The sequence below is a fragment of the Aquincola tertiaricarbonis genome (genome assembly GCF_000969605.1).
Classification (GTDB): Bacteria; Pseudomonadota; Gammaproteobacteria; order Burkholderiales; family Burkholderiaceae_C; genus Aquincola; species Aquincola tertiaricarbonis.
Window position 1 is genome coordinate 158626 of sequence record NZ_JZUE01000009.1, and the last position, 17555, is coordinate 176180.

Consider the following 17555-nt stretch of genomic DNA (forward strand, 5'->3'; position numbering starts at 1 on the left):
GGGCGCAGCGGGCGGGGCCGCGGCCTACTTGGCGCGGAAGTCGTCGTGGCAGGCCTTGCAGGTCTGCGCGGTGGAACCGAACGCGGTCTTCAGCTGCGCCAGGTCGCCGGTCTTGGCGGCCACCAGCAGCTTGCCGGTCTCGTCCTGCATCTTCGCGGCGGCAGACTTGAACTTGTCCTGTTCCTTCCAGACCTCGGGCTTGGCCTTGGTGTTGTGGCCCTTGTCGGTGCCCTCGCCGAAGGCGGCCCAGGGCAGCTTGGCCAGGGTGTTCACGATCTCGGCGTTGTCGGCCGCGGCCTTGGCATCGAAGGGCGCCTTGCCGTTGGCCATGGCGCCGATGCGGCCGAAGTGCTGGCCCATCACGAAGAAGGCGCCTTGCCGGTACTCGATGGTGTCTTCGGTCTTCTGGAACTGGGCGGCGGCCGGGAAGGCGACGGCGGTCATCAGCGTGGCAAGAACGGTCGGCAACGTTTTCTTCATGCGGGGGTCTCCGGGCGGAAAGCTGGGGCTGGCAAGACCTCGCGGCGCGAGGCCCGATGAGTGTACGGACGCACCATCGCTTTCATTCCCTGGCGCCCGCAGCGGCTGGAAGCGCCGGCCCGCAGCGGTTATCTTCCAGCCCATGACAGGCTTTCGGAGCTGGGAATGAACGGGGATGCGCCGCTGCAGCGCGTGCGTGTGTGGGACCTGCCCACACGGGTGTTCCATTGGCTGCTGGCGGCCGCGGTGATCGCGCTGGTGGTCACCGCCAAGGTCGGCGGCAACGCGATGACCTGGCACTTCCGCCTGGGCTACCTGGTGATGGCGCTGCTGGCCTTCCGCCTGCTGTGGGGCCTGGTGGGCGGCCATTGGTCGCGCTTTGCCAACTTCATCTACGGCCCGGGCAGCACCTTCGCCTACCTGCGCGGCCACCGCGGACCCGACGGCCGCTTCGAAGTGGGCCACAGCCCGGTGGGCGCACTGTCGGTGTTCGCGCTGCTGGGCGTGCTGGTGGCGCAGGTGGCCACCGGGCTGGTGGCCGACGACGAGATCGCCAACCAGGGCCCGCTGTATGCCCTCGTCTCGGGCGACACCTCGGCCGCCGCCACCGGCTGGCATTCAGGCTATGGGCAGTGGCTCATCATCGGCCTGGTGGTGCTGCATGTGCTGGCCATCGTGTTCTACCGCGTGGTCAAGCGTCGCAACCTGGTGGGCCCGATGCTGTCGGGCGACAAGGCCCTGCCCGCGGGCACGCCCGCCTCGGCCGACCGTGCAGCCACCCGCGCGCTGGCCGCGCTGCTGCTGGCGCTGTGCGCCGGCGGCGCGGCCTGGGTGGCTTCGCTCGGGGGATGAGGCGATGAGCGAATCGCCCCGCATCGAGCTGGTGGACGCCGCGACGCCGGCCCTGCTGGAAGCCACCCGCGGCATCTTCCGCGAATACGCCGAGCAGCTGGGCGTGGACCTGTGCTTCCAGAACTTCGATGCCGAGCTGGCCGGCCTGCCCGGGGACTATGCGCCGCCGGCCGGCGCGCTGCTGCTGGTGTTCGTCGACGACGAACTGGCCGGCTGCGGCGGCTTCCGCCCGCTGCCCGAATCCGACTATCCCAACGCCTGCGAGATGAAGCGGCTGTACGTGCGCCGCGCCTTCCGTCGCTTCGGCCTCGGCCGGCTGCTGGCGCAGGCGCTGATGGACCGCGCGTTGCAGGCCGGCTATTCGTCGATGCTGCTGGACACGCTGGACGACATGGAGGCCGCCCGCGGCCTGTACAGCTCGCTGGGTTTCGAAGAGATCCCGCCCTACTACTTCAATCCCCTGCCGGGATCGCACTACCTGCGCGTGCAGCTGGGCTGAGGCCGCGCGCGGGCCGACGGTACGATGGCCCGCATGAACGATCCAACGCCTTCCCCGCACATCCTCGAACTGCGCGCCGGACCGCTGCGCCTGGCCCTGCGCCCCGACCTGGGCGGCTGCATCGCCGGCCTGTGGCGGGGCGACGTGGCGGTGCTTCGCAGCACCGAGCCGGCCGAGCTGCAGGCCTCGCGGCCTTCGGGTTGCTACCCGCTGGTGCCGTATTCCAACCGCATCGGCTTCCGCCGGTTCAACTGGCTGGGGCAGGCCCACACCACCCAGCCCAACTTCGACCAGAGCCCGCACTCGGTCCATGGCGTGGGCTGGAAGCGGCCCTGGGCGGTGGTCTCGCACACCGACACCGAGGCCGTGCTGCGCTACGTGCATGCGGCCGACGACCACTGGCCCTTCGCCTTCGAGGCCACGCAGACCTTCGTGCTCAACCCCGCTGGCCTGGAGGTGCGCATGGCCGTCACCAACCAGGCCGACCAGCCGCAGCCGGTGGGCCTGGGCTGGCATCCATACTTTCCCAAGCGCGAACGCAGCCACCTGCAGATCCAGGCGGCGCAGCGCTGGGATTCCGACCCCGCCGACGAGCTGCCTCGCCAGGCCGTGCCCCAGCCTGCCATCGACGCGCCGGTGCGCGAGCTGCGCTTCGACAACTGCTTCCAGGGCTGGACGGGCACCGCGCTGATCCGCGACGAACTGCTGTCGCTGCGCCTCACCTCGGCCATGCCCTACCTGGTGGTCTTCACGCCGCAGACCAAGGACTACTACTGCGTGGAGCCGGTCAGCCACCTCAGCAATGCCATCCAGATGGCGGACCCGCTGGCGCATGGGCTGGTGTCGCTGCCACCGGGGCAGACGCTGCAGGGCTGGATGAAGCTGGACGTGGAGGCGGTGCGATGAACGAGCTGCAAGCCGTCGCCGACGCGGTGGGCGTGATCCCTGTGGCCCCTTCGCTGCTCGGCGAATCGCCGATGTGGCATCCCGGCGAGCAGTGCCTCTACTGGTGCGACATCCCCGGCCACAAGCTCAACCGCTTCGACCCCGCCAGCGGCCGGCACGACGAATGGGCCTTCGACACCGACGTGGCCTGCTGCGCGCCGGTGCTCGGCGGCGAGCTGCTGCTGGCGCTGCGCAGCGGGCTGGTGAACTTCGATCCCCGCACCGGCAAGAGCCGCCCGCTGGCCAAGCCGCCCTATGACCCGGCGGTGGAGCGCTTCAACGACGGCAAGGCCGATCCGCAGGGCCGCATGTGGGCCGGCACGCTGTATGAGCCCAAGGACCGGCCGGCCGCCGCGCTGTACCGCTGGTCGGCCGGCAAGCTCACCCGGCAGGCCGAGGGCGTGACCACCGCCAACGGCCTGGCCTGGAGTCCCGACGGCCGCACCGCCTACTGGAGCGACACCAAGGCCCACACCATCTACGCCTTCGACTTCGACCCCTCGCAGGGCACCTTGTCGGGCAAGCGCGTGTGGGTGCAGTTCCCGGTCAAGCAGCCCGGCACGGACCTGGCCGACTACGGCGGCCGCCCCGACGGTGCCAGCGTCGACACCGAAGGCTGCTACTGGGTGGCGATGTTCGAAGGTGCGCGCGTGCTGCGCCTGTCGCCACGCGGCGAGGTGCTGCGCGAGGTCAGGCTGCCGGTGCGCTGCCCCACCATGCCCTGCTTCGGCGGCCCCGACCTGAAGACGCTCTACATCACCACCGGCCGCGAGAACCGACCGGCTGACGAGCTGGCCCGCACGCCCTGGGCCGGCGCGGTGCTCACGCTGCAGGTGGACGTGCCCGGCCTGCCGGCCAACTTCGCGCGGCCCTGACCGCGCCGTTCAGGCGCCGGCGGCGTACTTGATGGAGCAGCCGTAGGCCTGCGTGCGCGACTGCGACACCGGCTTGCCGGCCAGCGATTCGGCCAGGGCGGCGGTCACATGGTTGGTGGCGGTGGCGATGTCGGCCGGGTTGGCGGTGGGCTTGCTGTCGATGGCACCCGCATACACCAGCGTGCCCTTGGGGTCGATGATGTACATGTGCGGCGTGGTGCGGGCGCCGTAGGCACGGCCGATCCGGCCGTCGTCATCCATCAGCGTGGCGGTGGCGGCCGCCTGCTTCGATTGCATCCACTGCTGCAGCTCGGCCGGTGCCTTGTAGTCGCTGGCTTCGCGCGCGGTGGAGCTCACCGCCAGCCACACCACGCCCTTGGCCACTGCGGCCTTTTGGGTGGCGGGCAGGTTGCCGGCGTTGTAGTGCTTCTGGACGAAGGGGCAGCCGGGGTTCACCCACTCCAGCACCACGTGCTTGCCCTTGAAGTCGGCCAGCGAGACCGGCCTGCCCTGTGCATCCGTCGCGGTGAAGGCGGGCGCGGGCGCGCCCACCGATGCGGCGGCCGCTGCGGTGCCGGCAGCCATGGCCAGCAGTGCGGTGCAGGCCCAGGCGGTGACTGTGTTCATGCGGTACTCCATCAGACAACACCCGCAACGCCGCGGGCAGGCAGAGCTACAGCCGGCCGAGTGCTTCGCGCACGGCCTGGGCAGTGAGGATCTCGGGCAGCAACTGTGGCGCGCCGCCGCCGGCACCGGGCCGGTACAGCGCATACACCGGCACGCCGCTGCGGCCCAGTCGCGTCAGCTCGGCGCCGATGGCGGCGTCGCGCCGGGTCCAGTCGGCCCGCAGCAGCGCCACGTCGCGGGCCTGGAAGTCGGCCATCACCTGCGCATCGGCCAGCGTGCCGCGCTTGTTGAACTGGCAGGTCACGCACCAGGCGGCGGTGAAGTCCACGAACACCGGCCGGCCCTGCGCGGTGAGCTCCGCCACCCGGGCGGCGCTCCAGGGCTCCCACGCGCCGGTGGCGATGCCGGCGGTGGCCACCGGTGCATCGGCCGGCGGCTCGCGCAGCGCCGGCAGCGCCCAGGCCAGCGCCGCCGCCAGCAGCAGGGCGCTTACGCCCCCAAAGCCCAGGCGCGCGGTGCGGCCGAAGCCCGGGCCGCCCCAGGCCCAGGCCGCGAAGGCCAGTGCCAGCAGCAGGCCCAGCAGGGCCGCCACCGCATCGATGCCGGCCTGCTGGCCCAGCACCCAGACCAGCCACACCACCGTGGCGAACATCGGGAAGGCCATCAGCACCTTGAAGCGCAGCATCCACACCCCCGGGCGCGGCAGGGCGCGCGCCGCCGCAGGCCACAGGCTGGCGGCCAGGTAGGGCAGGGCCATGCCCAGGCCCAGCGCGCCGAAGACGGCCAGCGCCTGCGCCGCCGGCAGCGTGACGGCCAGGCCCAGCGAAGCCCCCATGAAGGGCGCGGTGCAGGGCGAGGCCACCGCCACCGCCAGCACGCCGGTGAGGAACGAGTCGGCCATCGGGTGGCGTGCGCGCAGGCTGGCCAGGTTGCCCGGCAGCACGGAGCCGAACTCGAACACGCCCGCCAGGTTCAGCCCGATCAGGGTGAACAGCGCGGCCAGCGCCGCCACCACCGAAGGCGATTGCAGCTGGAAGCCCCAGCCCAGCTGCTCGCCGCCGGCGCGCAGCGCCAGCAGCACGCCGGCCAGCGCCAGGAACGACAGCACCACGCCCGCGGTGTAGGCCAGGCCGCCGCCCACGCGGGCGCGCCCGTCGTGCGCATGGCTGGCAAAGCCCAGCACCTTGAGCGACAGCACCGGGAACACGCAGGGCATCAGGTTGAGCAGCATGCCGCCACCCAACGCCAGCAGCAGCGCACCGGCCCAGCCCAGCGACGTGCCGGACGGCGTGGCCTGAGCGCCTGCCTCGTGGGCCGGCGCCGGCGGCGCCGCGGCGGCGAGCGCCGGGTCGGGCCAGGGCCCGGGCACGTCGAAGGCCACCTGCACACCGGCCGGCACCCCCGCGGCCACCAGCACCGCGGCCATGCGGGCGGGGCTCTCGCTGCGCTGGGCCGACAGCGGCACCGCGGCCTGCCAGGCGTCGCCCTGCCACTGCGCTGTGATGCGCGCGGCGTTGTCGACCACGCCCGCCGTCTCGGGGAAGAACTCGACGGCGCGGCCCTGCCATGCGGCCGGCAGGCCGGCGATGCGCAGTTGCAGCGCGGTGTCGCTCAGCGTGGCGGTGGCGCGAGCCTGCGGCAGAGGCGCCGGCATGCGGCGCTGCGCCGCGTCGAAGTCGGCCGCATTCGCCGCCGTGGCGGCCTGCGCTGGCAGCGCCAGCGTGAAGTCGCCGGACTGCGGGATGCACACCTCCTTGCACACCAGCCACTCCGCATGCAGCTTCACCTCCACCGTGGGCGCGGCGAAACCGGCCGGCACCGTCAGCGGCACCGGCAGCAGCAGCGTGTCCTCGTAGCCGTAGTTCACCAGCGGGCCGACGGGCAGCTTCTTCGGCGTGGGCCAGGCCACCTCGCCGGCCTGCAGGCCGGTCGGCAGCGTCCACTGCAGCGTGGTGGGCAAGCCGGAATCGCCCGGGTTCTTCCAGTAGGTGTGCCAGTGCGGCTCGTGGGTGATCTTCAGGCCCAGCCACACGGGCTTGCCGGCCTGCACGCCATCGGGCGCATGCGCCACCAGCTCCACACGCACCTGGTCGGTCTTGACCACCGCGGGCGAGCCGCCGAACAGCACGGCATGCGCGCTACACGGCACGACGAATGCCAGGGACAGCAGGACACGTGGGAGCAGCATGCGCATTGGAAGGCCGCGGGCGGCGGCGGTTCCGGATCTCGGGGCCGATCATTTCAGCACGCTGGGCCGAGCAACGCTGCCTTACGTGAAGACACGTTCGGAGGTCAATCCGCAGCAAGAGGGTGGGATGCCGGGAAAAGCACGGGTTTGACCGTATACTCCCGCCGCTTTGCCACTGGCCGGTAAGAGAGAGCAGCACGATGTCAGAACGGACGCACCGCTCGGACACGTGGGCCGATACCGGACAAGATGAGGTCGACGAGCAGCAGGCCAAGAGCCTGTCGCCCGAAGAGGCCCAGGCTTGGCGCGAGCGGCACCCGGCGATTTCGCCGTGGCGGGTGGTGAGGTTCCAGGCCCTGGTGGGCGTGGTCATCGCCCTCGTGACGTGGGCTGTGACACGGGAGTCGAGCGCGTTCTGGTCGGCGTTGTACGGTGCCGGTGTGGTGGTGTTGCCGGGTGCCGTGATGGCGCGCGGAATCACCAGCAGGCTGAGTGCCACAGCCCCCGGGTCCGGAGCCGTGAGCTTCATGATCTGGGAGTTGGTGAAGTTGCTGGTTTCGGTGTCGCTGCTTGTGCTGGCACCAAAGCTTTTGCCGCATCTGAGCTGGCCGGCTTTGCTGGTCGCCCTGGTGCTGTGCTTGAAAACGTACTGGGTCGCGCTGTTGTGGCGCGGACGGTGAAACGATAAGACTACAGGTTCAAACAGAGATGGCAGCAGCAGAAGGACACGCGCCCACCGCCGGCGAGTACATCGTCCACCACCTCCAGCACCTGCAGAAGACCCTGTCGTTCGAGCCTGCCAAGCAGACCTCGATCGTGGACTTCGGCGTGTTCAACCTCGATTCGCTGGTCTACTCGGTGCTCCTGGGCATCCTGGGCTGCTTCGTGCTGTGGCGTGCCGCTCGCGCTGCCACCTCGGGCGTGCCGGGCCGCTTCCAGGCCGCGCTGGAGATCATGGTCGAGATGGTGGACAACCAGGCCAAGGGCGTGATCCACAACGCCAACAGCCGCAAGCTGGTGTCGCCGCTGGCACTCACGGTGTTCGTCTGGATCTTCCTGATGAACTTCATGGACATGCTGCCGGTCGACCTGCTGCCCAGCATCTGGCACAACGTCGGCCCCGCCATGGGCCAGGCCGACTACATGCGCGTGGTGCCCACCGCCGACCTGTCCACCACGCTGGGCCTGTCGTGCAGCGTGCTGCTGGTCTGCATCTTCTACAACATCAAGATCAAGGGCCTGGGCGGCTGGTCGCATGAGCTGATCGCGGCGCCGTTCGGCGACAAGTGGTTCCTGTACCCGGTCAACTTCCTGATGCAGATGATTGAGTTCCTGGCCAAGACCGTCTCGCACGGCATGCGGCTGTTCGGCAACATGTTTGCCGGTGAACTCGTGTTCATGCTGATCGCGCTGATGGGTGGCGTGTGGGCGTGGCAATTCAACCCCTTGTCCGGCGGCTTCTGGCTGGGCGTCGGGCATGTGGTGGCCGGGACCGTCTGGACCCTGTTCCACATTCTGGTGATCACGCTGCAGGCGTTCATTTTCATGATGCTCACGCTGATCTATGTCGGTCAGGCGCACGACGCGCACTGATCCCGTTCTTTCTCTCGTTTCCTTCCTTTCTCACCAAAACTCTCCTTAGGAGCACAACATGGAAAACATCCTCGGCCTCGTCGCCCTCGCCTGCGGTCTGATCGTCGGTCTCGGCGCCATCGGTGCATCGATCGGCATTGCCCTGATGGGTGGCAAGTTCCTGGAATCGTCGGCTCGCCAGCCTGAGCTGATGAACGACCTGCAAACCAAGATGTTCATCCTGGCCGGCCTGATCGACGCTGCGTTCCTGATCGGCGTCGCCATCGCGCTGCTGTTCGCCTTCGCGAATCCGTTCCAGCTGGCCGCCTGATTTCCCGCCCTGACCCTTTCACGAGCGAAAGGATCGTGCCGTGAACATCAATTCGACCCTGTTCCTGCAGGCGGTTGTCTTTGCGATCCTCGTCTGGTTCTCGATGCGCTATATCTGGCCGCCGATCACCAAGGCGCTGGATGAGCGGGCCCGCAAGATCGCCGATGGCCTGGCTGCGGCCGACAAGGCCAAGTCCGAGCTGGCGCAAGCCAACCAGCGCGTCGAGCAGCAGCTGAGCGCTGCGCGCGACGACGCCGGCAAGCGCCTGGCCGACGCCGAGCGCCTGGCCCAGTCCATCGTCGAGGAAGCCAAGCAACGCGCCAACGACGAAGGCGCCAAGATCGTCGCCGCCGCCAAGGCCGAGGCCGACCAGGCCATCGTCCAGGCCCGCGAAGCCCTGCGCGAGCAGGTGGCTGCGCTGGCCGTCAAGGGTGCCGAGCAGATCCTGCGTCGCGAGGTCAATGCCAGCGTGCATGCCGATCTGCTGCAGCGCCTGAAGACGGAACTCTGAAGCCATGGCCGAGCTTGCAACCATCGCGAGGCCCTACGCCGAGGCGCTGTTCAAGGCCGGCGGCGACGCGCAGACCGCACAGCAACTGAACGCACTGGCCGCCGTGGCGGCCGATGCACGGTTGCAGCAGTTCGCCGACAACCCGAAGGCCCAGCCCGACCAGGTCTATGACCTGATCACGTCGGTGGCCAACCAGCCGCTGTCGCCGGCGCTGCAGAACTTCCTGCGCACCGTGATCGACAACGGCCGGCTCGCCGCGCTGCCCGAGATCGCTGCCCAGTTCCATGCGCTGGTCAATGCCCGTTCGGGCATTTCCGACGCAGCCATCTACAGCGCCTTCCCGATCGACGACACCGCTCTGGCCGAGATGGTGGCTGCGCTCGAAAGGCGCTTCGGGCGCAAGCTCAATCCCACCGTCTGGATCGATCCGGCGCTGATCGGCGGCGTCCGCGTCGTCGTGGGCGACGAAGTGCTCGACACCTCGGTGAAGGCACGTCTCGAACAGATGAAGGTCGCGCTCACCGCCTGAGTGTCCTCGGCCCCGCGGCCGACCGGAGAAAGCTATGCAACTGAATCCCGCTGAAATTTCCGAACTGATCAAGAGCCGCATCGAGGGCCTGCAAGCCTCGTCGGACATCCGCAACCAGGGTACCGTCGTGTCGGTCACCGACGGCATTGTGCGTGTGCACGGCCTGTCGGACGTGATGCAGGGCGAGATGCTCGAGTTCCCGGCCGGCAAGGACGGCCAGCCCTCGTACGGCCTGGCACTGAACCTCGAGCGCGACTCGGTCGGCTCGGTGATCCTGGGCGAGTACGAGCACATCTCCGAAGGCGACACGGTCAAGTGCACCGGCCGCATCCTGGAAGTGCCGGTCGGCCCGGAGCTGATCGGTCGCGTGGTCAACGCGCTGGGCCAGCCGATCGACGGCAAGGGCCCGATCAACGCCAAGCTGACCGACGTGATCGAGAAGGTCGCCCCGGGCGTGATCGCCCGTAAGTCGGTGGACCAGCCGGTGCAGACCGGCCTGAAGTCGATCGACTCGATGGTGCCCATCGGCCGTGGCCAGCGCGAGCTGATCATCGGCGACCGCCAGACCGGCAAGAGCGCCGTGGCGATCGACGCGATCATCAGCCAGAAGGGTCAGAACATGACCTGCATTTACGTCGCGATCGGCCAGAAGGCTTCCTCGATCAAGAACGTGGTGCGCGCGCTGGAGCAAGCCGGCGCGATGGACTACACCATCGTCGTGGCCGCCTCGGCTTCTGAATCCGCTGCCATGCAGTACGTGTCGGCCTACTCGGGCTGCACGATGGGCGAGTACTTCCGCGATCGCGGCCAGGACGCGCTGATCGTGTATGACGACCTGTCCAAGCAGGCCGTGGCCTACCGCCAGGTCTCGCTGCTGCTGCGCCGCCCGCCGGGCCGCGAAGCCTTCCCCGGCGACGTGTTCTATCTCCACAGCCGCCTGCTGGAGCGTGCCGCCCGCGTGAACGCCGACTACGTCGAAGCCTTCACCAAGGGTGAAGTCAAGGGCAAGACGGGTTCGCTGACGGCGCTGCCGATCATCGAAACGCAGGCCGGCGACGTGTCCGCCTTCGTGCCGACCAACGTGATCTCGATCACCGACGGCCAGATCTTCCTGGAAACCAGCCTGTTCAACGCCGGTATCCGCCCCGCCATCAACGCCGGTATCTCGGTGTCGCGCGTCGGTGGTGCCGCCCAGACCAAGCTGATCAAGGGCCTGTCCGGCGGTATCCGTACCGACCTGGCGCAGTACCGTGAGCTGGCCGCCTTCGCACAGTTCGCTTCCGACCTGGACGCCGCCACCCGCAAGCAGCTGGACCGCGGTGCCCGCGTGACCGAGCTGCTGAAGCAGGCCCAGTACTCGCCGCTGCCGATCAGCCTGATGGCTGCCACGCTGTTCGCGGTGAACAAGGGCTACATGGACGACGTCGACGTCAAGAAGATCCTGGCTTTCGAGCACGGCCTGCACCAGCACCTGAAGACCAGCCACGCAGCCCTGCTGCAGACGCTGGAAACCGAAAAGGCGCTGAGCAAGGATTCCGAGGCCAAGCTGACGGACGCGGTCGCTTCGTTCAAGAAGTCGTTCGCCTAACAGGAGCCCGAGATGGCTGTCGGCAAGGAAATACGCGGCAAGATCAAATCGGTGGAGAACACCAAGAAGATCACCAAGGCCATGGAAATGGTCGCCGCGTCCAAGATGCGCAAGGCGCAGGAGCGGATGCGCGGCGCGCGTCCGTACAGCGACAAGATCCGCAACATCACGGCCAACCTGTCGAACGCGAACCCGGAGTACGAGTCGGCCTACATGCGGACCGACGGCACGTCGAAGGTCGCGGGCTATGTCGTCGTCACGACCGACAAGGGCCTGTGCGGTGGCCTGAACACCAACGTGCTGCGTGCCGTCACGGCCCGCATGCGCGAGGACCAGGCCGCCGGCTTCAAGGCGCAGGCCGTGGCCATCGGCAACAAGGGCTACGGCTTCCTGAACCGCATGGGCGCACCGGTGGTGAGCCATGCGGTGCAGCTCGGCGACGCGCCGGTGCTGGAAAGGCTGATCGGCCCGGTGAAGGTGATGCTCGATGCCTTCGTCGAAGGCAAGGTCGACAAGGTCTACCTCTGCTACACCCGCTTCATCAACACGATGCGGCAGGAGCCGGTGATCGAGCAGCTGCTGCCGCTCGACAGCTCGCGCCTGACGCAGACCACTGAAGAGAAGCAGGCGTACGGCTGGGACTACATCTACGAGCCCGATGCCGCCACGGTGATCGACGACCTGCTCACCCGCTACATCGAGGCGCTGGTGTACCAGGCCGTGGCCGAGAACATGGCGTCGGAGCAGTCGGCCCGGATGGTCGCCATGAAGGCCGCCACCGACAACGCCGGCAACCTGATCGGTGAGCTGAAGCTGGTCTACAACAAGACCCGCCAGGCAGCGATCACGAAGGAACTCTCCGAGATCGTCAGCGGCGCCGCTGCAGTGTGACGGAAAAGATTAAAGGAACTGACATGACGCAAGCCCAAGGCAAGATCGTCCAATGCATCGGCGCGGTGGTGGACGTTGAATTCCCCCGCGAGAACATGCCGCGCGTGTACGACGCGCTCAAGATGGAAGGCTCGGCGCTGACGCTGGAAGTGCAGCAGCAGCTGGGCGACGGCGTGGTGCGCACCATTGCGCTGGGGTCGTCCGACGGCCTGCGCCGCGGCACCATGGTCTACAACACCGGCGCCGCCATCTCGGTGCCGGTCGGCAAGGCCACCCTGGGCCGCATCATGGACGTGCTGGGCTCGCCGATCGACGAGCGCGGCCCCGTGAGCCAGGAACTCACCGCGTCCATCCACCGCAAGGCCCCGACGTACGACGAGCTGTCGCCGTCGACCGAGCTGCTGGAAACCGGCATCAAGGTGATCGACCTGATCTGCCCATTCGCCAAGGGCGGCAAGGTGGGTCTGTTCGGTGGCGCCGGCGTCGGCAAGACCGTGAACATGATGGAGCTCATCAACAACATCGCCAAGGCGCACAGCGGCCTGTCGGTGTTTGCCGGTGTGGGCGAGCGTACCCGCGAGGGCAACGACTTCTATCACGAGATGGCCGACTCGGGCGTCGTCAACCTCGAGAGCCTGCCGGACTCGAAGGTGGCCATGGTCTACGGCCAGATGAACGAGCCGCCGGGCAACCGCCTGCGCGTGGCCCTGACCGGCCTGACCATCGCCGAGTCGTTCCGCGACGAAGGCCGTGACGTGCTGTTCTTCGTGGACAACATCTACCGCTACACCCTGGCCGGTACCGAAGTGTCGGCACTGCTGGGCCGCATGCCTTCCGCCGTGGGCTACCAGCCGACGCTGGCCGAGGAAATGGGCCGCCTGCAGGAGCGGATCACGTCGACCAAGGTCGGCTCGATCACCTCGATCCAGGCCGTGTACGTGCCTGCGGACGACCTGACCGACCCGTCGCCTGCCACCACCTTCGCCCACCTGGACGCCACCGTCGTGCTGTCGCGTGACATCGCCGCGCTGGGCATCTACCCCGCCGTGGACCCGCTCGACTCGACCTCTCGCCAGGTCGACCCGAACGTGGTGGGTGAAGAGCACTACAACACCACCCGCGCCGTGCAGGGCATCCTGCAGCGCTACAAGGAACTGCGCGACATCATCGCGATCCTGGGCATGGACGAGCTCTCGCCGGAAGACAAGCTGGCCGTGGCACGTGCCCGGAAGATCCAGCGTTTCCTGTCGCAGCCGTTCCACGTGGCCGAGGTGTTCACCGGCTCGCCTGGCAAGTACGTGTCGCTGAAGGACACGATCAAGGGCTTCAAGGCCATCGTGGCCGGCGAATACGACCACCTTCCCGAGCAGGCCTTCTACATGGTCGGCACGATCGAAGAAGCCGTCGAAAAAGCCAAGAAGCTGCAGTAAGCGCGGAGCATCGACATGGCCACCCTACACGTGGATGTCGTTTCGGCCGAGGAGCTCATCTTCTCGGGCGAGGCGAAGTTCGTCGCACTGCCGGGCGAAAACGGCGAGCTGGGCATCCTGCCCCGCCACACGCCGCTGATCACCCGGATCAAGCCCGGCGCGGTGCGCATCGAGCGCGCCGACAACGGCGAGGAAGAGTTCGTGTTCGTGGCGGGTGGCATCCTCGAGGTGCAGCCTGGCACCGTGACGGTGCTTGCTGACACCGCCATCCGCGGCCATGACCTGGACGAGGCCAAGGCGGCCGAGGCCAAGAAGGCGGCCGAGGAGGCGATGAAGAACGCCAAGACCGACATCGACTTCGCGGCGGCACAGAGCGAGTTCGCCGCCATGGCGGCCCAGCTCGCGGCGCTGCGCAAATTCCGCGGCAACAAGTAAGTCACCCGCGGCGCGACGGCGCCGTCGGGCACAAAAAAGCGGGCCGAGGCCCGCTTTTTCTTTGCCTGCCGCCGGTGAGGGCGGCAAGGCGAGGCAGTTGCCTACGCTCAGTTCGAGCGGCGACGAGCGGCCATGAAGCCGATGGCGCCCAGGCCAGCCAGGAACAGGGCGTACGTTTCGGGTTCCGGAACGGCGGCCACGACCGACTTCAGGGCGTAGGTGCTGCCCGGGGTGCCGACACCCTTGACCGTGTAGAAATAGTCACCAGCGGCAAGATTTGCCGTAAAGGTGGAGCCAATCGAGCCGCTGGCGATGGAGCCCGGCGACGTGAAGCTCGACAGTTCGAAGAAACCCGCCGAGAACGACGAGGGCAGCACGGCGGTCAGGCCGGCTTCGATGGTGCTCTCGCCCGTCAGGGTGAACGAGAACGTGTCCACGAACGAACCAGCCACGACGGCGAAAGCGTGGTCAGCGCCCGAGGTGATGGAGTCACCGAAGGTGGTGAACACGGTCGTCGAGGCCGCATTGGCCTGTGCGCAGGCCAGAACGACTGCAGCCAGTACGGCCGATTGCTTGAGAACTTGCTTCATGAAGATGGCTCCTCCTGATGTGCCACTGAACCCCCGGCCTGCCCATCAGGCCGAAATACGGTGCAGCAACGGCATCACGCCGGTTGCAGTGCAGCAAGAAGAGCGCCAATGTTCGGGTTTCCCCCCTGAACGGGGGCAGGGTTCCGGAAAGTTTGTGTCAAGGTGTCCATGGAGTATCCGGCAGTTCATTGCGCGGAAGGTCACTGTCACCGGCCGGAAAACGGGCCGTGAGCAGGGCGTCCACCGCGTCGATGGCCAGGTTCAGGCCCTGCTCGAACCGGCCGGCACGGAACGCCTCGCGCATGCCGTGCAGGATCGACTGCCACTGCGTCGAGTCCACCGCGCGTGACACTCCCCGGTCCGCCACGATCTCGATGGCGTGGTCGGCCATCAGCAGGTAGATGAGCACGCCGTTGTTCTGCTCGGTGTCCCATACCCGCAGCTTGCCGAAGAGCGTGACCGCGCGGTCACGCGCGCTGAGGTCGTTCCACAGGTAGGACAGGGGCAGTCCGGCCTCCACCGCCAAGCGGATCTCGCCGGTATGGCGGCGCTCACTGACTTCCACGCGGGCCTGCAGCCGAGCCATCGCCTCGGCGTCCAGTGCGCGGCTGACGTCGGATTCGTCGAGCAGGCGGTGCCGCAGCAGCCTCAGCCAGCGGGAGCGATGTTGCCTTGCCATCACCAGTCCCCCGAGGCGCCGCCGCCGCCAAAATCGCCGCCGCCGCCGGAAGAGAACCCGCCGCCGCCGAAGCCGCCGCTACCCCCGCCAAAGCCGCCGCCGCCGAAGATGATGGGTGGAATGCCCGCCCGGCCACCGCGCCGCAGGCCGCCAGCGCGGCGCCCGGCGCTGCCCACGCCCAGCAACCCGACCAGCACCAGGGACACCACCGCCACCGCGCCGCCCATCAGCAGGCTGGCCGACAGCAGCCATCCCAGGCCACCGGCGGCGCCCGCTGTCACCACTGAGCCCAGCTTGCGCCCAAGCACGCCGGTGAGCACTGCGCCCACGACCGGCACGCCGATGAAGAAGAACAACATCAACTCTTCCCACTGCGGACCGGGCTGCGCGTCGCCTCTGCCGGCGGGCGCCGCCTCGGGCGCGGGGAGGTTCTCGCCACGGATGCGGGCAATCAGTGCGTCCACGGCCGCCTGCAGGCCGCCCGCATAGTCGTTCGCCCGGAAGGCCGGCACGATGGTGCGCTCGATGATCTGGCGCGCGGCCAGGTCCGGCACCGCGCCCTCCAGCGCCTTGGCCGGTGCGATGCGCACCTTGCGATCGTTCTTGGCCACCACCAGCAGCAGGCCGTCGCCCACCTCGCGGCGGCCGATCTTCCAGGCGTCGCCCAGACGCTGCGTGAAGTCGGTGATGTCCTCCGGTTGTGTCGTGGGCACGATGACGACCACGATCTGCGGCCCCTGCTGGGCCTCGAAGCCGGCCAGCTTGGCGTCCAGCGCGGCGGCCTGTTCGGGGGTGAGGGTGCCCGTCTGGTCGATCACCCGGCCGCTGAGCGCAGGCACCGGCACCAGCGCGGGCTGGGCGTGCAGGGCGACGGCCGGCCACAGCAGCGCCAACGTCATCGCCAGCAGGGGCAGGCAGCCAGCCAGCCACCGCAGCCGGGCCCGTGCCGGTGCAAGCGAGGGATGGAAGAGCGCCAGCGCGGCGCGCATGCGCTTACCTCGATGCCGCGGGCGCGGCCGGCTTGCCGAAGTCCACCGTCGGCGGCGTGGAGATCTGCGCCTCGTTCTGCACGGTGAAGCTGGGCTTGACCTCGTAGCTGAAGATCTTGGCCGTGAGGTTGGTGGGGAAGCTGCGAGCCAGCACGTTGTAGTCGGCCACCGTCTTGATGTAGCGGTTGCGGGCCACGGTGATGCGGTTCTCGGTGCCTTCCAGCTGCACCCGCAGGTCCTGGAAGCCCTGGTTGGCCTTCAGGTTGGGGTACTGCTCGGACACCACCAGCAGCCGGCTCAGGGCGCTGCTCAGCTCGCCCTGTGCGGCCTGGAATCTCTGGAATGCCTCGGGGTTCTCGATCAGCTCGGGCGTGGCCTGGATCGAGGTGGCACGCGAACGCGCCTCGATGACGCGGGTGAGCGTCTCCTGTTCAAAGGCCGCCTCGCCCTTCACCGTGTTCACGATGTTGGGGATGAGGTCGGCGCGGCGCTGGTACTGGTTCAGCACCTCGCTCCAGCTGGCCTTGGTCTCTTCGTCCAGGCGCTGGAAGTCGTTGTAGCCGCAGCCGGACAACAGGGCGGCAGTGCTCAGCACGGTGGCCGCCAGGACGCTGCGGGCGGCGGTTCGGGGAGTGCGCATCGGGGGTTTCCTCCTGTTTCGGGGCATGCTACCCCGCTGCTCTAGGTGCGCGCGTCACGGCGCGCTTTCAAGCGCAGGGCACATACTGGGCCCACATGACCACCTCCCTGCACGATGCCCTGCGTGGCGCCCGCCAACCGGCCCCGAGTACCGCCCCCGCCGTGCGCCGCGCCGTCGTGGCCGGCGCCGCCGGCGCGCTGGGTGCCGCGGTGCTCGAACAGCTCCTCGGCCGCGGTGGCTTTGCCCAGGTGGCCATCACCACGGTGCAGCCGCTGCAACCCACGTTGCGCGGCATGTGCACGCTGCCCTGGCCGGCGGACGTTGCCACGCTGTCGGCCTTCGGTGCCGCCACGGGCGTGGTGGTGCTGGACGCTCCCCGGCATGCCAACGGCCGCGAGGCGGCCATGCACCGGCCCATGCCGCAAGACCTGCCGGCGCTGGCTGCATGGATGCACGACGCCGGCATCCAGGACCTGCTGGTGGTGCTGCCGCACGACGCCGCCCGGGCGCCCGAAGCGCTGAAGGCGGGCCTGGCCACGCTGGACGAGCAGGCCGTGGCGGCCCTGGGCTTCCGGCACGTGGTGTTCATGCGGCCGGCGCGCGCACCGCAGCGCCAGGCCGCCGGCGGTGCACTGGCCCGCGTGGCCGAGCTGATGCTGTCGCAGCTGCGTTTCATGGTGCCGCAGCGCGACCTGCCGGTGCGCGCGGCCAAGGTGGCCGAGTTCGCGGCGGAACTGGCCCGCGGTCTGGCCGATGCGCCAGGCGGCACCCGGGTGGTGCCGGCGGAACTGGTGTGGCAGGCGGCCCAGCAGGCCGATGCGGCCGCACTCGCACGTGCCTGGCTGGCCGGCGAGGCGCTGCCCCCGGCCCACGAGCGCGCCCGCCGCATGTAGCTGCCGCGCCA

General features: G+C 68.8%; 21 protein-coding genes. 14 read left to right on the forward strand and 7 right to left on the reverse strand.

The features are described 5' to 3' along the window. Positions 1-24: 24 nt before the first annotated feature. Positions 25-480, reverse strand: coding sequence for a c-type cytochrome (locus VO99_RS13090; RefSeq protein WP_046113314.1), 456 nt, complete (start codon positions 478-480; stop codon positions 25-27). A gap of 165 nt (positions 481-645) precedes the next feature. On the opposite strand from VO99_RS13090, the gene VO99_RS13095 reads away from it, so the two are divergent. From VO99_RS13095 to VO99_RS13110, 4 genes are read left to right on the forward strand one after another with little or no spacing between them, the layout of a single operon-like run. Further along, the gene (locus VO99_RS13095; RefSeq protein WP_046113315.1) at positions 646-1332 is read left to right on the forward strand and encodes a cytochrome b/b6 domain-containing protein; all 687 of its coding nucleotides are present in this window, start codon (positions 646-648) and stop codon (positions 1330-1332) included. A gap of 4 nt (positions 1333-1336) precedes the next feature. Beyond that, a complete protein-coding gene (locus tag VO99_RS13100; protein WP_046113316.1) occupies positions 1337-1831 on the forward strand; it encodes a GNAT family N-acetyltransferase in 495 nt (164 codons plus the stop codon). A gap of 33 nt (positions 1832-1864) precedes the next feature. Beyond that, the gene (locus VO99_RS13105; protein WP_046113406.1) at positions 1865-2737 is read left to right on the forward strand and encodes an aldose 1-epimerase; all 873 of its coding nucleotides are present in this window, start codon (positions 1865-1867) and stop codon (positions 2735-2737) included. Next, positions 2734-3651 (forward strand): SMP-30/gluconolactonase/LRE family protein, encoded by a 918-nt coding sequence (locus VO99_RS13110; RefSeq protein WP_046113317.1) that lies wholly within the window; start codon positions 2734-2736, stop codon positions 3649-3651. The genes VO99_RS13105 and VO99_RS13110 overlap by 4 nt, the downstream gene beginning before the upstream one ends. 9 nt (positions 3652-3660) lie before the next feature. On the opposite strand, the gene VO99_RS13115 is transcribed toward VO99_RS13110, so the two are convergent. Both VO99_RS13115 and VO99_RS13120 read right to left on the reverse strand, forming a co-directional pair. Beyond that, complete coding sequence (locus VO99_RS13115; RefSeq protein ID WP_232315354.1) at positions 3661-4278, reverse strand: redoxin domain-containing protein; 618 nt, start codon at positions 4276-4278, stop codon at positions 3661-3663. Positions 4279-4324: 46 nt separating this feature from the next. Continuing rightward, a complete protein-coding gene (locus tag VO99_RS13120; RefSeq protein ID WP_046113407.1) occupies positions 4325-6466 on the reverse strand; it encodes a protein-disulfide reductase DsbD family protein in 2142 nt (713 codons plus the stop codon). Between the two features lie 200 nt (positions 6467-6666). Between VO99_RS13120 and VO99_RS13125 the strand changes: the two genes are divergently transcribed. From VO99_RS13125 to VO99_RS13165, 9 genes are read left to right on the forward strand one after another with little or no spacing between them, the layout of a single operon-like run. Further along, complete coding sequence (locus tag VO99_RS13125; RefSeq protein WP_046113319.1) at positions 6667-7146, forward strand: ATP synthase subunit I; 480 nt, start codon at positions 6667-6669, stop codon at positions 7144-7146. Between the two features lie 28 nt (positions 7147-7174). Next, entirely contained in the window at positions 7175-8059 is an 885-nt protein-coding gene (gene atpB / locus VO99_RS13130; protein WP_046113320.1) for a F0F1 ATP synthase subunit A, read from the forward strand. 58 nt (positions 8060-8117) lie between these two features. Next, on the forward strand, positions 8118-8369 hold the full coding sequence (atpE, locus tag VO99_RS13135; protein ID WP_046113321.1) for a F0F1 ATP synthase subunit C: 252 nt from the start codon (positions 8118-8120) through the stop codon (positions 8367-8369). Positions 8370-8409: 40 nt separating this feature from the next. Beyond that, a complete protein-coding gene (locus VO99_RS13140; RefSeq protein ID WP_046113322.1) occupies positions 8410-8880 on the forward strand; it encodes a F0F1 ATP synthase subunit B in 471 nt (156 codons plus the stop codon). A 4-nt stretch (positions 8881-8884) separates the two neighbouring features. Next, positions 8885-9409: a F0F1 ATP synthase subunit delta gene (locus VO99_RS13145; protein ID WP_046113323.1), complete on the forward strand. Its 525-nt coding sequence runs from the start codon at positions 8885-8887 to the stop codon at positions 9407-9409. A gap of 34 nt (positions 9410-9443) precedes the next feature. Then, positions 9444-10997: a F0F1 ATP synthase subunit alpha gene (gene atpA / locus VO99_RS13150; RefSeq protein ID WP_046113324.1), complete on the forward strand. Its 1554-nt coding sequence runs from the start codon at positions 9444-9446 to the stop codon at positions 10995-10997. Between the two features lie 12 nt (positions 10998-11009). Continuing rightward, on the forward strand, positions 11010-11888 hold the full coding sequence (atpG, locus tag VO99_RS13155; protein ID WP_046113325.1) for a F0F1 ATP synthase subunit gamma: 879 nt from the start codon (positions 11010-11012) through the stop codon (positions 11886-11888). A 23-nt stretch (positions 11889-11911) separates the two neighbouring features. Continuing rightward, the gene (gene atpD, locus VO99_RS13160) at positions 11912-13318 is read left to right on the forward strand and encodes a F0F1 ATP synthase subunit beta (RefSeq protein WP_046113326.1); all 1407 of its coding nucleotides are present in this window, start codon (positions 11912-11914) and stop codon (positions 13316-13318) included. Between the two features lie 15 nt (positions 13319-13333). After that, entirely contained in the window at positions 13334-13753 is a 420-nt protein-coding gene (locus VO99_RS13165; RefSeq protein WP_046113327.1) for a F0F1 ATP synthase subunit epsilon, read from the forward strand. Positions 13754-13860: 107 nt separating this feature from the next. Here the strand turns inward: VO99_RS13165 and VO99_RS28825 are convergent, their stop codons facing one another. From VO99_RS28825 to VO99_RS13185, 4 genes are all read right to left on the reverse strand, one after another. Further along, positions 13861-14343: an FxDxF family PEP-CTERM protein gene (locus tag VO99_RS28825; RefSeq protein WP_083440563.1), complete on the reverse strand. Its 483-nt coding sequence runs from the start codon at positions 14341-14343 to the stop codon at positions 13861-13863. Between the two features lie 157 nt (positions 14344-14500). After that, a complete protein-coding gene (locus tag VO99_RS13175; protein ID WP_046113328.1) occupies positions 14501-15022 on the reverse strand; it encodes a TPM domain-containing protein in 522 nt (173 codons plus the stop codon). Next, the gene (locus VO99_RS13180) at positions 15022-16011 is read right to left on the reverse strand and encodes a TPM domain-containing protein (protein WP_083440564.1); all 990 of its coding nucleotides are present in this window, start codon (positions 16009-16011) and stop codon (positions 15022-15024) included. The genes VO99_RS13175 and VO99_RS13180 overlap by 1 nt, the downstream gene beginning before the upstream one ends. A 4-nt stretch (positions 16012-16015) precedes the next feature. Beyond that, a complete protein-coding gene (locus tag VO99_RS13185; RefSeq protein ID WP_046113329.1) occupies positions 16016-16651 on the reverse strand; it encodes a LemA family protein in 636 nt (211 codons plus the stop codon). 95 nt (positions 16652-16746) lie between these two features. Between VO99_RS13185 and VO99_RS13190 the strand changes: the two genes are divergently transcribed. After that, on the forward strand, positions 16747-17544 hold the full coding sequence (locus VO99_RS13190) for a hypothetical protein (RefSeq protein WP_046113330.1): 798 nt from the start codon (positions 16747-16749) through the stop codon (positions 17542-17544). Positions 17545-17555 lie beyond the last annotated feature (11 nt).